Annotated in this window: 5 protein-coding genes and 1 pseudogene; 3 read left to right on the plus strand and 3 right to left on the minus strand. The window is 77.5% G+C overall.

Annotation, left to right across the window (positions count from 1 at the left end; translation table 11 throughout):
* The first annotated feature begins 169 nt into the window (after positions 1-169).
* Genes fxsT through ACFWPT_RS27650 form a run of 3 tightly spaced genes read left to right on the plus strand, consistent with a single transcriptional unit; the run spans position 170 to position 9,187 of the window.
* Positions 170-6,901: an FxSxx-COOH system tetratricopeptide repeat protein gene (gene fxsT, locus ACFWPT_RS27640; RefSeq protein ID WP_380485021.1), complete on the plus strand. Its 6,732-nt coding sequence runs from the start codon at positions 170-172 to the stop codon at positions 6,899-6,901.
* Positions 6,902-6,905: 4 nt separating this feature from the next.
* Positions 6,906-8,162, plus strand: a complete 1,257-nt coding sequence (locus ACFWPT_RS27645) for a CHAT domain-containing protein (protein ID WP_063345885.1) — start codon at positions 6,906-6,908, stop codon at positions 8,160-8,162.
* Positions 8,159-9,187: a hypothetical protein gene (locus tag ACFWPT_RS27650; protein ID WP_363376373.1), complete on the plus strand. Its 1,029-nt coding sequence runs from the start codon at positions 8,159-8,161 to the stop codon at positions 9,185-9,187. The genes ACFWPT_RS27645 and ACFWPT_RS27650 overlap by 4 nt, the downstream gene beginning before the upstream one ends.
* 80 nt (positions 9,188-9,267) lie before the next feature.
* Here the strand turns inward: ACFWPT_RS27650 and ACFWPT_RS27655 are convergent, their stop codons facing one another.
* The 3 genes and pseudogenes from ACFWPT_RS27655 to ACFWPT_RS27665 form a co-directional block, all read right to left on the minus strand.
* Positions 9,268-10,929, minus strand: coding sequence for a thiopeptide-type bacteriocin biosynthesis protein (locus ACFWPT_RS27655; protein WP_380485023.1), 1,662 nt, complete (start codon positions 10,927-10,929; stop codon positions 9,268-9,270).
* A 28-nt stretch (positions 10,930-10,957) separates the two neighbouring features.
* Positions 10,958-12,862: a TOMM precursor leader peptide-binding protein gene (locus ACFWPT_RS27660; protein WP_380373640.1), complete on the minus strand. Its 1,905-nt coding sequence runs from the start codon at positions 12,860-12,862 to the stop codon at positions 10,958-10,960.
* A pseudogene (locus ACFWPT_RS27665) lies at positions 12,859-14,158 on the minus strand (hypothetical protein); the annotation flags it as partial. The pseudogene ACFWPT_RS27665 and the gene ACFWPT_RS27660, both read right to left, overlap by 4 nt.

The following is a 14,158-nucleotide window of genomic DNA, read 5'->3' on the forward strand; positions in this document are numbered from 1 at the left end:
GCGTGCCAGGTGGGGGCGGTGTGCATGATCATCCGGGTACGCTACCGTCCGGTACCGACAGTGGTGCGCCCGGCTCCGGGTGACCGGCGGAATCCGGTGACACGGCGCCCGCCCGCGACTACGGTGGGCGGGCGGAACCGTACGTGGGGGTGAGGGCGCCGAAGTGTTGATGTCCAGGACGACGCATGTCCGGCCCGAGGGCGGCCTGCCCGACCACGAGGCCTTCGACCAGCGCCGCCGCCCGGTCTCACCCGCCACCGCCGGGAACCCGCATGCCGAGCAGCGGGCGGCCGTGCTGCCGCCCGAGGCGGCGCGGGCCGCGCTGACCGTCGAGGCGAGCGCCCCCACTCCCAATCTGCCGCCCCGCGCCGCGGACCGACTCGTGGGCCGCGACGGCGCGTTGCGGGCGATCGCCGAGGCGCTGTCGGACGGCGACGGCAGCGGGCTGGTCACCCAGGCCACCACGCTGCACGGCCTCGGCGGGGTCGGCAAGACCACCCTCGCGCTGCACTACGCCTACGCCGAGGCCACGCACTACCGGCTGATCTGGTGGATCACCGCCGAGTCCGAGGAGCAGCTCGCCGAGGCCTTCGCCGACCTCGCCGTCCACCTCCACCCCACCTGGGCCCTCACCGCCCCGCCCGGCCAGCAGGTCGAGTGGGCGCTCGCCTGGCTGCGCGCCCACGACCGCTGGCTGCTCGTCTACGACAACGCCGAGGACCCGGTCCATCTCACCCCCTATCTCGGCCGCCTGCTCGGCCGCGGCCACCAGTTGGTCACCAGCCGCCGCGCCGGCGGCTGGCACCCCGGCATCCGCCCGGTGCGGATCGACGTCCTCGACGCCCCCGAGGCCACCCGGCTGCTCTGCGGCGCCGCCTACCCCGGGGCGCGGGCCGAACAGGCCGAGGTGCTCGCCCTCGCCGACGAACTCGGCCATCTCCCGCTCGCCCTCGCCCAGGCCGGCGCCTACGTGCAGCAGACCGGCACGACCTTCGCCGCCTACCGCGAGCTGCTGCGCACCAGCAGCCCGGCCGGCCCTGACTCCGACTCCGGCTCCGGCTCCGACTCCGGTACCGACTCCGGTACCGGCTCCGGCGCGGTGGCCACCGTCTCCCGGCTCTGGCACACCACCCTGCGCACCGTCCAGGCCACCACCCCGTTCGCCGTCGAGCTGCTGCGCACGCTCGCCTGGTACGCCCCCGAGGCGCTGCCGCGCGAAGCCCTGACGCCCTTCGGCGCGCGCCGCCCGGCCGAGGTCGACTCCGCGCTGCGGCTGCTCGCCGACTACAACCTGATCACCCTCGGCGACACCGTCACCGTGCACCGCCTGCTCCAGGGCGTGCTGCGCCGTTCCGACGGCGCCCGCCCGCTGCGCCGGCGCGCCGAACAGCAGCTCGCCGAGGCCGCCGCCCGGCTCTGGCCGACCGCCGGGCCCCGGCTGCGCCGGGCGCTGCTGCCGCACATCCGCGAGCTGGCCGCCGGCGGCCCGTCCGAGCAGCCCACCCCGCAGACCGTCGCGCTGTACCGGCTGGCCGCCGGCGAGCTGACCGACCGGGCCCAGCGGGTGTTCGCCATCCCGCTGGTCACCGCGATGGCCGACGACCAGACCCGCCTGCTGGGCGCCGACCACCCCGACACCCTGGCCACCCGGGGCCGGCTCGCCGAACTCCACGCCCGGGCCGGCGATCCGGCCCGGGCCGTCGCGCTCTGCCGGGCGGTGGTGGCCGACCGCACCCGCCTCCAGGGCCACGACCACCCGGCCACCCTCGCCGACCGCAGCACCCTCGCCCACGCCTACCGCAAGGCGGGTGAACACCGCTGCGCCGTCGAGGAGTTCCGCGCGGTGGCGGCCGACCGGGCGCGGGTGCTCGGCGCCGACAGCCGGGAGACCCTCACCAGCCGCGCGGGCCTGGCCTACGCCCTCCAGGTGGCCGGTCAACACCAGGCGGCGGTGGCGGAGTTCGAGCGGCTGCTGGCCGACGCCGGCCGGGTCCTGGACGACCCCGACCACCCGGACATCCTGGCCCACCGCAACGGGCTCGCGTACGCCCAACTCACCGCCGGCCAGCACCGGTTGGCCATCACCCTGTACGAGCAGGCGGTGGCCGACCGGGCCCGGGTGCTCGGCGCCGACCACCCCGACACCCTGACCAGCCGCGACTGGCTCGCGGCCGCCCACGTCGTCGCGGGAGACCACCGGGCCGCGGTCGCCGGGTACGAGGCGCTGGTCGCCGACCACGTCCGGGTGCAGGGGCCGGACCATCCGCAGACCCTCTTCGCACGCGGCCGACTGGCGACGGCCTACTGCGAGGCCGGGCACCCGGCTTCGGCGGTCGCCCGGTTCACCGATCTGGTCCGCGACTACACCCGCGTCCTCGGGCCCGACCACCCCCACACCCTGGACGTGCGCAGCGGTCTCGCCCACGCCCACCGCGAGGCGGGCCAACTCCGGACGGCGGTGGACGAACACCGGGCGCTGGTCCGCAGCCGCTCCCGCGTCCAGGGGGCGGACCACCCCGGCACCCTGGAGGAGCGCAGCGACCTCGCCTACGCGCTGCGCGTCGCGGGCCGGACCGACCATGAACTGGCCGAGTTCGAAGACCTGGTGGCCCACCGCGCCCGCATCCAGGGCCCGGACCACCCGGACACCCTGGACGAACGGTCCAACCTCACCCGCACCCTGCTGCTGGCCGGGCGCCCCCGCGCGGCGCTCGCCGCATGCCGACGGCTCCTCGCCGACCGCGAGCGGGTCCACGGCCCCGACCACCACGAGACCTTCGAGGCGCGGCTGAGCCTGGCCCGGGCCCTCGGCGACGCCGGCGACCACCGGCACGCGGCGGAGCTGTGCGACCGACTCGTCGCCGACCGGCTGCGGGTGCTCGGCGCCGACCACCCCGCCGTCCTCCACACCCGCGGCTGGCAGGCCTGGCTGCACGGCGCGGCGGAGCACCACCGGCAGGCCGTGGAACTGCGCACACGGCTGGTGGCCGACTACGACCGGGTCCACGGCCCCGACCACCCGCAGACCCTCAACGCCCGCACCGGCCTGGCCTACGCCCTCCAGTGCGCGGGGCGGATCCGGGAGGCGCTCGCCGAACGCGAACGGGTGCTGGCCGACCTGACCCTGACGCTCGGCGCCGGGCACCCCACCACCCTCAGCGCCCGCCTCCAGCTGGCGCGGACCCACGACGAGAGCGGCGACCACCCGCGCGCCGTGGAGCTGTACGCGGAACTGGTCGCCGACTGCGTCCTGCTGTACGGCGAGGAGCACCCCCGCACCCTCAGCGCCCGGTGGTGGCTCGCCTCCGCGCACGGGGACGCCGGGGAGCACCGGCGCGCGGCGGAACTGTACGAAACGCTGGTGGCCGACCGCGCCCGGCTGCAGGGCCCCGACCACCCGGAGACGCTCAACACCCGCTGGTGGCACGCCGACAGCTGCCGGGAGGCGGGCGACCACCGGCAGGCCGTCACGCTGTCCGAAGCCCTGGTGGCCGACCACGCCCGCGTCCACGGACCGGAACACCCCGACACCCTGGGCGCCCGTCTGGCGCTGGCGCAGGCACTCACCGCCGCCGGCCGGCACCGCCGGGCGCTGGAGCTCCACCAGGAGCTCGTCGCGGACCGGGCCCGGCTGCAGGGCCCCGACCACCCGGACACCCTCAACGCCCGCTGGTGGCTGGCACACGACTGCCAGCAGGCCGGCGAGCACCGCCGCGCGGTGGAGCTGTACGACGCGCTGGCGGCCGACCGCAGCCGGATCCTCGGCGCCGACCACCCCCAGACCCTCACCGCCCGCTGGTGGCAGGCGAACGGCCACCAGCGGGCCGGCCACCACCGCCGCGCGGTGGAGCTGTTCGACGCACTGGTGGCCGACGACACCCGGATCCGCGGTGCCGACCACGCCGAGACCCTGGCCACGCGCGCCGGACTGGCCTGGGCCACCTCCGCCGCGAAGGACCACCGCCGCGCCATCGCCCGCTACGAGGCCCTGGCCGCCGACCGCACCCGGCTCCACGGCGCCGACCACCCGCTGGCCCTGGACGCCCGCGGCTCCCTGGCCTGGGCGCACGGCGAGGCGGGCGAGCACCGCCGCGCCGCAGAGCTGCACTCCGCGCTGGTGGCCGACCGCACCCGGCTCCAGGGCCCCGACCACCCCGAGACCCTCGACACCCGGCGCTCGCAGGCGGCGGGCCACCGCGAGGTCGGCGAACTCGACCGCGCCCTGGAGCTGTACGAGGCACTGGTCGCGGACCTGGCCCGGGTCCTGGGCGCCGACCACCCCACCACCCTGGACACCCGGCTCGGCCTGGCCCGGACCTGCCGCGACGCGGCCGAGCACGACCGCTCGGTGGACCTGTTCCGGGCCCTGGTCGCCGACTACGAACGGGTGCTCGGACCGGACCACCCCGACACCCTCGACGCGCGGCTCGGCCTCGCACGGTCGGTGGTGGCGGCGGGCGACCACCCCGCCGCCGCCGAGCTGTACACGGCGCTGCTGGCCGACCAGGAGCGGGCGCAGGGCCCGGACCACCCGGACACGCTCACCACCCGGTGGTGGCAGGCCGCCGCCCACCGCGACGCGGACGACCAGCGCCGCGCGGCCGAGGCCTTCGGCGCCGTCGCCGCCGACCGGGCCCGGGTGCTCGGCGCCGACCACCCGGACACCCTCAACGCCCGCTGGTGGCAGGCGTCCTCGTACCGCGCGGGCTACGACCTCCAACGCGCGCTCGACCTGGCCGCGCCCCTGGTCGCCGACACCGAGCGGGTGCTCGGACCGGACCACCCCGACGCCCTCGGCGCCCGGTTCCTGCTGGCCTGGACGTACCGGTCGGGCGGCGACCACCGCCCCGCGACGGAACTCGACGAGGCGCTGCTGCGGGACCGGATCCGGCTCCAGGGCCCGGACCACCCCGGCACCCTCGCCTGTCGCGGCAGCCTCGCCCAGGACCGCCGACTCGCGGGCCTCCTGCACCAGGCCGAGGCCGAACGGGAGGCACTGGCCGCCGACCGTGCGCGCATCCACGGCCCCGACCACCCGGACACCCTCCACCAGCTCTCCCAACTCGCCGAGGCCGTCCTCGCCACCGGCGAACTCGACCGCGCCACAGCCCTGTTCACCGAGCTGATCGCCCACCGGAGCCGGGTCCAGGGCGCGGACCACCCGGACACCCTCGGCGAGCGCTCCAGCCTCGCCTCCACCCACGCCCGCGCCGGCCGGCAGCGGCAGGAGATCGTCGAACGGCTGATGCTGCTCGCCGACCACGAGCGCGTACACGGCCAGGACCACCCCGACGCCCTCACCGCGCGCGCCGACCTCGCCCACGCCCACCGCCGCCGCTGGGAGCACGACCGCGCCGACGCGCTCTACCGCGCCCTGCTGGCCGACCGCACCCGGATCCTCGGTGCCGAACACCCCGGCGCCCTCGACTCCCTCAACGCCCTCGACACCCTCGACGCTCTCGACGACCGGGACAGCATCGCGCTCAACCTCGTCGAGGCCGGCCGGTACGCGGAGGGCGCCGACTGCTACCGGGAGGTGCTGGCCGCCGTCGAATCGGCCCTCGGTCCGGAGCACCTCCTCGCCCACGCCGTGCGGTACGGCCTCGCCCAGGCCCTGGTGCTCGCCGGGGACCACGCCGGCGCGATCGCCGAACTGTCGCCCCTGACGCCGGACTGGACCCGACCCGCCGGCCCCGCCCTGCCCGGCCTCGTCCGGTCCGGGTGCGTCCTCGCCCTCGCCCGCCACCTCAACGGGGAGCACGACGCGGCGGTGCGCCTGGCCGCCACCCTCGCCGCCTGCGCGGACGACGCCCTCGGCAGCACCGACGACGCCACCCTCACCGCCCGCGAGGCCCACGCGCTGCTGCTGGCCTGCGGCCCGCGGCCGCTGCGCGCCGTCGTCCGGCTGGAGGAACTCGCCGAGGAGTGCGCCGCGAGCCACGGCCCCCGCAACTCCCTCACCCTGAGCATCCGCCAGAGCCTCGCCCACGCGCGGCTGCGGGCCGGCGACGCCGTCGGGGCGGTGCGGGTGTACGAAGGCATCGTCGCCGACCGGATCCCGGCCGGGGCACTGCTGACCGGGCACCGGCAGGCCGACGACGTCGCCGTCAGCCTCGGCACCCTGCGCCCCGGGCTGCTCCCGGTGTTCCCCACGCTGGCCGTCGGCCTGGCCGCCGCGCTCGCCGCGAGCGGGCGCCGGGACGCCGCCCAGGGCCTGCTGGCGGCCGTCCACACCGCGCGCCGGACCCTGATGGGCCCCGGCCATCCGCTGGCGGTGGAGAGCCGGACGGCCCTGGCCCGACTCGACGGCGGCGCAGCCGAGTCGCCGGCCCGACTCGACGGCGGCGCAGCCGAGTCGCCGGCCCGACTCGACGGCGGCGGGCCGCAGTCGCTGCCGGCCGCACCCGTCCGCGCGGAGCTCGGCCCGGAACCGTCCGAGCCGGCCGCGCTGATCCGGCGCTCGCGCGGGTCGCGGCACCGCCCCCCGGCGCCCGCGCCGGCCAGGACGGCCTGGCGGCCCCGGCTCACCCTGCTCGACGAGCCGGCGGTGGGGGCCGCCGTGCACCTGGAACTGCGGCTGGAACCCGAGGTGCCGCAGAGCGACCCCGGCGAGCTGCCGGGCCTGCGCCTGGTGGCCGTCGCCGCCTCGGACGCCGTGCTCGATCCGCCCGTCGCCGACTACAGCCCCGCCGGGGAGCCCGTCCGCTTCGCGCTGACCCCGTCCGTGCCGGGGCCGCACACCGTCCGGATCACCGTCTACGACCGGGGGCACGGCGCCGTGCTCCAGGACCTGTGCGCCGTCGTCGAGGTCCCGCCCGTCGCGCAAGCCGCCACCGTCGCCGCCCAAGCCGTCACCTCTCAAGCCATCACCGTCGCCGACATCGCCCAGGACGAGGAGTAATCGCGTGGCCCGGGACCTCCTCGTCGAGATCCGCCAGAACCCCTCCGCCGACTTCACCCGGCTCCCCCGGCAGCAGGCGCCGGACGCCCCGCAGGCCAAGGAGCCGGCCCCGCTGGACCTCGTGGTCTCGCTGCGCCGCCACCGCGACGACCTGTTCGTCTCCGCCTTCCGGCCCGGCGAGCGCACGCCCTGGTCCCGCCCCCACCGCGCGGAGCTGAAGGTGTCCGCCCCCGCCCTGCTCGCCCGGGCCTCCCGGCTGCGGACCGTCTGGCGCGACCGCCTGGTCCAGTACGACCCGGAGCCGATCGGCGGCTACCCCTTCGCCCAGGCCGTCGACTTCAACCGGCTGGCCGGCGTCGCCGAGCGGCAGGTCGCCGAACTGGCCGAGGAGGGACGGTACTTCCTGGAGGTGATGCTCGACGGGCCGGAGCGCGAGCTCACCGTCTTCCGCGAGTACCTCACCCGGACGCTCACCGAGCACGGCTCGCTGCGGATCAGCTTCGACTCCGACCTCCACCTGCCCTGGCCGATGCTCGCCGTCGACGGCGGCCACGCCGACCCGTGGGCGGACTTCCTCGGCCACCGCCACCAGGTCGAGCAGACCGGCGCCGGCTACCCGCCGATCCAGCCGCCGTACCCGGCCCGCACCAGGCCCGTCACCAGCCTCAACACCGACGACCAGCTCACCGACGTCGGCCGGGCCCCCGAGGTCCGCAAGCTGCTGGAGGACCGCTCCCAGCTGACCGTGCGCACCGAGTCCGAGCCGCTGCTCAAGGCGCTGTCCTCCGCCGTGCTGGACGAGGACGTCATGTACTTCTGGTGCCACGGCCAGTTCGTCGCCGGCGACTCCCCGTACGAGCAGCTCGCCGTCCGGCTCTCCGACGACCGCCAGATCGACGCCGACCTGGTGCGCCGCCACCGCCGCCGGCACGCCGAGGCGCCGGACGCCATGTTCCGGCCGTTCGTGCTGCTGAACGCGTGCCACACCGGGCAGTCCACGGCCGCCGAACTGGAGCACCTCGGCCGGGCGCTGGTCGACCTCGGCGCCAACGGCGTGCTCGGCCCGCAGATCGAGATCCCGCAGGTCTTCGCCGCCGAGTACGCCTTCGCCTTCCTCGACCTCTACCTGACCGGGGAGTTCACGGCGGGCGAGATCACCCAGCAGCTGGTCCGGCGGTTCGCCCGCGAGTACCGCAACCCGCTGGCGCTCACCTACTCCCTGCACTGCGGCCTCGACAGCATCCTGGAGCTGACCCCGTGACGGCGCCCACGCCCATCGCCACCGCCACCGTCGACCTGGACGAGGAGGGCCGGCTGCTCGTCCCCGGCACCCGCACGCCGGTGCCCGAGGCCCGGATCGCCCAACACCTCGCCCGGCACCTGCGCATCCCCCCGCGGGCGACCGACGTCTACGTCTACGTCCACGGCTGGCAGACCAGCCCCGCCGCCGCCGACCGCTCGGCCGCCGCCCTGCTCACCGAGGCCGCCGCCCTGCACCGGTCCGCGCCGACCGCCTACCCCGGGCTGACCAGGGGGTTCCGCCCGTGGTGCGTGGTGGTGCGCTGGCCGTCCTCCAGCCTGCCGTCGCCGGCCGGCTACCGCCGGATCCGGGCCCGGGCGCACGCCATGAGCGCCCAGGGGCAGGCCGGGCGCGTCCTGGGCCACCTGCTCGGCTACCTGGACGCCGACCGCGGCGACCCGGCCTCGCCCCGCGTCCTGGCCAACCGCAACGGCCAGTACCTGCACCTGGTCGGCCACTCCTTCGGCGGCCGCTTCCTCTGCGAGGCCGTCCAGTACGCGGCCGACCGGCCCGCCGGGCCGCCGGTACTGGGCTGGAGCCGGCCGGGCGACCCCACCCGGCCGTTCACCGTCGACAGCGCGCTGGTCTTCCAGATGGCCGCGCCCCGCGACGCCTTCACCCACCTCTTCCCCCGGCTGTTCCTCGGCCCCGGCCGCCCCGGCGCCCCGCTGCGCGGCCCGCTGGTGCTCACCCACTCCCGCTGGGACCGCGCCACCGGCTTCTGGCACCTGCGCGCCGAGGGCCGCCCGGGCATCGGCCACTCCGGCACCGGCGTCGCCCCCGTCCCCCAGTTCAGCACCCGGCTGCGCCCCACCGCCTCCCCGTACCCGCGCACCGAGTTGGACCACCCGATCGTCAACATCGACGCCGCCCGGGTCTACCGCGGCGGCCTGGCCACCCGCCTCAACCCGGCGGGCGCCCACTCCGACTTCCACCACCCCGAATCCGCCCACCTGCTGCTCAGCCTCGCCGCCCACTCACGCTGACCGCCCGGGCCCCCGGCCCGGGGCGGGCCCGGCAACTCCCGCCGGGCACCCGAGGCCGCGCGTTGATCCGACGCGAGGTGTCAGACCCGCCCCAGCGGCAGGAGGTACTGCACGGGCTCGTCCAGGTCGTCCAGGCCGAGGAGTTCGTGGGCGAGGTCGTCGTGGACCCCGCCGAGGGGAATCGTGCCGAGGCCGAAGGCCGTGGCGGCGAGCAGCAGGTTCTGGGTCAGGTGGCCGGCCTCCAGCAGGCCCAGGCGCAGCGCCCGCAGGCCGTAGCGGCTGCGCAGCAGGGCGAGGTCGACGTAGACCGCGAGGACCGCGGGGGCCTCGTCGATGCCGACGGCGTCCGGATCCGCGGCCGGGCGGGAGAGGTAGGAGGAGAGGGCCTTGAGGTCGTCGAGGGCGGGGGCCGGGCCGATCGGGCGCAGCGCGCGGCGCTCCGGCAGGCACTGGTAGGTGCCGGCGGGCAGGCCGTCCACGGCGAGGGCGAGCAGGCGCAGACGGACGCTGTACAGCGCGCCCGCGCTCGGGTACGGGCGGTGGGCGGGGTCGGTGCCGTCGGCGATCGGCCGGCGCAGTTCCGGGCCCGGTGCGCACGCGGACCAGAGCACCCCGCCGAGGGTGGCGGCAGTGAGCGGGCCGGTCAGCGGGCCGCGGGCGGAGCGACGGGTGCCCAGGACCTCGGCGAGGGTGAGCTCCGGCAGGGGCTCGGCGGGCAGCCGGACGTCGTCGGGCTGTTCCTGCGGGGCCGGGCGGGGCGCCAGGTCGCGCAGCGCGGTGTCCTCGCTGCGGCCGATCTGGAACTTGCTGCGCTCCAGGTACTGGTAGTCGGGGGCGTGCCGGTCGGCGGGGAAGAAGGCGAACGGCCGGTCGGTCTCCAGCAGCGTGCGGGCGGCGAGCCGGCAGACCGCGCGCTCCTCGTCGGGACCGACGCCGAGGCGGTTGAACAGCATGTGCAGCTGGGAGGCCCAGGCCCAGGACAGCCGCTCGGCGGCCTCGGGCGGCGAGGCAGCGCGCATCCGGTCGGCCGCGGCCGCCACCTGCCCGGACCAGTCGGTCAGCCAAGGTGCGGCGGCGCCGGTGTCGAGTGCCTCGCGCAGGGCCCGGGCACGCCGGGCCAGCGCGTCCCGCTGCCGGGCGAACACCGTGTTGACCCTGGTGTGGACGGCCGCGCCGGGCAGCGGCCGGTACTCGGTGACCCAGCGCCAGGAGGCGGCGTGGCGGCGCAGCCAGCGGGCGGCGGAGAGGTCGTCGAGGCCGAGCGCGTGGGCGGTGGTGTGGGCGAGGTCGAGGGCGAGCGGCAGGCGGGCGGCGGTTGCGGAGGCGGCCCGCAGGGCACGGACGGCCGTGCGGGAGGAGTGGCCGAAGAGGTCCTCGGCGATCGGCAGCAGGGCCGGGCCGCCGTAGCGTTCGGTCTCGGGCCGGTAGGGCACCGCCGTCACCTCGCCGTGGCGGGGCGCCCAGGGGCCGGCGGGCGGGGTGCGGCGGGCGGCGAGGCGGGCGAGGTCGGCGGCGAGTCCTTCGGCCTGCTCCGGCGCGCCCGGGCCGTGGAAGCGGATCCGCAGGTGGGGGCCGCCCTCGCCGTAGCGGATGAAGAACCAGTCGGCGTCCGGGTCCGTCGTCAGCCCGTCCATCAGCGGGGCGAGGTCGTCGGTGACGAAGGCGTCGGCGTCCCGGGCGGTCAGGGGAAGCGCGAGGTGCAGGCTCTGCCAGTGGGTGGTCGGCCGGTGGTGGGTGGTCATCGGGTCCTCGGGGAGGGGGTCGGGGCCGTCACGGGAACGGGTGCGGGTGGAGGGCCAGGTCGTCGTGGTGCAGCGGGCGGGGGCTGCGGCCGAGCCGGTGCGGGACGGCCAGCAGCCGGGGCAGGCCGCGGGTGCGGCGGTTGACGTGCCCGAAGGTCATCGGGAGGGTCCCGGGGATGACGACCTTGGCGCAGTGCAGGCCGAGCCGTTCACGGACCCCGGGCTCGTCCTGGGTGACCACCACGACGTCGAGGCCCTCCTCGGCGAGCCGGGCCACCGTCCGCTCCAGCAGCAGGGTCAGGTCGGTGACCGGCTCGGGGGCGCCGGGCCAGCGTTCGGGCCAGGGCACCGGGGGCGGGCCGGCGAAGAGGAAGTCCAGGCGGGGCTGCGCCTCGGGCAGGGTGTTGAGGCCGACGTGGTCCTCCAGGCCGACCACCAGCTCGGGGCGTTCCAGCATCGGCCGCAGCCGGTTCGGGTCGCGCGGCCCGCCCGGGGTGGCCGGGCGGTGCGCCGCCTCCTGCACGTTGGTGACCACTTCGGCGACGGCCGAGCGGATCGCCGCCCGCGGGTCGTGGTGGGCGCCGGCCGCCAGGAAGGTGCGCGGGGCGTCCGGGTGGCTCCCCCGGTAGCGGCAGAGGGCGATCACGGCGGGAACACCGAGGTCGTTGGTGGCGTCGAGCAGGGTGAGCCGGTAGCCGAGCAGGCGCGCGCGGTCGGCGAGGTCGGCGACGGCCGGGTCCTCGACGGGGACGGCGACGCCGGGCAGCGGGGTCCGCGCGTACCAGGCCATCAGGAAGGCGTCCCGCTCGGCGACCTCGAACAGCCCGTAGAGGGCGGCCTCCTGGGGGCTGTTGCCGAGCCCGCAGCCGTTCGAGGACTCGTAGACCACCCTGGGGCGGTCCCGGTCCGGGAGCTCCCAGTAGGCGACGTGCTCCGGCACGGCGAGCGGGCGCGCGTGGGTGAGGGACCAGCCGTGGACCCAGTCCAGCACGAGGTCGGGGGTGTACGGGACGGTGGCCCGGTTCGGGTGCCCGTGGTGCGCGGGATCGGGCAGCCCCAGCCGGACGGGGTCGAGGACGGCCTCGGGCCCCAGGTCGCGCGCGAGGTCGCCGTAGGAGCCCCGCAGGACGGTCCTGCGGCCGAGCGGCCGCATGCCCGCGAAGCGCTCGACGCTCTCGAACAGCGCCACCCGCTCGCTGGACCGGAAGTCCACGGCCCGCCCGTAGCCGCCGTCGTCGAGCAGCCGGCCGTCGGTGACCCAGGCGGTGGTGAGGGCGAACGCCGAGTCCTCGGTGCGGAACAGGCGCCGGACCGGGCCGAAACGCTCGTCGTACAGCTCGGCGCGCAGCCGGTCGTTGGCCCTGCCGTCGGTGCCCGTCAGGTCGTTCGCGCCGCGCAGCACGGCCGGATCGGGCAGCGGGCGGGGTGTCAGGGGCAGCCGGGCGGCGGCGGGCGAGTCGGCGGGCAGCGGGCGGCAGACCGGGCAGCCGCCGACGGGGCGGACCAGGTGGGTGGACCAGGTGGCGCGGTCGCCGTGGACGAGGTGGACGGTGGCGTGCGGCCCGGACTCCGCCCGGTCGGCGGCGAGGTCGGCGGCGAGCGCGGCGACCGCCTCGGTGAAGGCCGGGGTGCCGGTGCCCGCGAGCGCCAGTGCGGGGCTGTGCCAGGGCACCCGGCCGCCCGCGGTGGCCAGGCGCTGGTACTCGGTGCAGCTCAGACAGGCCGACGCCCCCGGCTCCAGGACCGGCCCGACGACCGTCAGCGCGCCGTCCTCCCGTACCGGCACCAGTCGCACCGGGTGCTCCAGCGCGTGGCGGCTGAGTCGGGCGGCCAGGTCGAGGGTCCAGCTGGTGAGGTGGACGACGGCGGTGCCGCTCGTGGTCGCCAGCGCCCGCTCGGGGTCGAGGACCGGCAGGTCGGTGGCGGTGGTCATGGGTGGCCTCCGGTGGTCACGAGAACCGTGAAGCCGCAGCCGTCCAGGGCGTTCGCCAGGGGGCGGGCGGCGGCGGTGGCGGGCTGCCAGGGGTCGGCGCGCAGCCCGGTCAGGCGGCCCAGGGAGTCGCGCAACGCCGCTTCCCGGCCCGCGAGTTCGGTGATCCAGTGGTCCGTCCAGCCCTCGTCCGTCCAGCCCGGGTCCGTCCAGCCTGGCTCCGGGCGGCCTGGGTCCGGGCGGCCGGGCGGCTGCCGCCGGGCGGCGAGCGGGGCGGCGGCGCCGGTGAAGATGGTGTGGTGGGCGGCGGACAGGCCGTGGCCGGCGGCCATGAGGCGGGTCAGGGCGGACAGGGCGGCGACGGCGACCGCGTCGGCGGGGGTGGCCTCGACGGCCCGGCCGAGGACGGTACCGGCGGTGGCCACGACGGCCAGGAAGGCCTGCTCGTCGGCCAGTTGGCCGAGTTCCAGCTCGGGAGCGTGGCCGAGGCGCCGGGCCAGCGCCGCCCACCAGTGCGCCGCCTGGGGGTGCTCCCGCCAGGCGGCCCACGCGAGGGGGCGGCCCTCGGACGGACGGGCTTGGGCCGCGCGACGCAGGGCCCGGCCGAGTGCGTGGTCCGGGTCGGCGCCCACGACCGGGGCGGTCGGGTCGAGTGCGGCCAGCCGGAGTTCGGCGGCCCGGCAGGCGGCGGCCAGCCGGGCCAGGTCCGTCCGGGCCGCACCGGCCACCAGGGTTCCGGCGGGTGTGCGGCAGGAGACCAGGGCCGCCGGCAGTTGCGGCAGGCCACCGGGCGAGGGCGCGTCGAGTACGCCGAGGCGCGGATCGCCGAGTGCGGTGACCCTGCGCAGGGCCTCGGCCAGTCCGTCGGGCGGCCCGGCGGTACGGCCCGGGCCCGCCGCCCACGGGTGGTAGTCGGCGCGCGGCGGGCGGGCCTCGGCCACCAGCACCGCCGGGCGGCCGACGAGCAGCCGCGGATCGCCGTCCGGATCGCCCGGGTCCGGCAGGCCGGCGACCGCGCAGAGCAGCCGCTGCGCCGTCGCGGCGGCGAGCAGGGCGGGGAGCGTCGCGGGTGGTGGACCCGCACCCGCCGGCGTGGCGTCCGCCCGCAGGCGGGCCGAGACGGCGGCGGCGTCCGCGCGGACGCGGGCCGGGTCGGCGGGCGCGGTCACGAAGCCGCCGTCCGCGTCGCACTGCATGGCGACCGCCACCGGCGGATCGCTCACGGCGGCCACCACCCGCCCGACGGGCAGGCCGGCCTCGGCGAGGACGGTCGGCTCCGCCCCGCCCCGGGCGAGGGCC

Source organism: Kitasatospora sp. NPDC058478 (assembly GCF_042720345.1).
In the GTDB taxonomy this organism is placed as follows: Bacteria; Actinomycetota; Actinomycetes; order Streptomycetales; family Streptomycetaceae; genus Kitasatospora.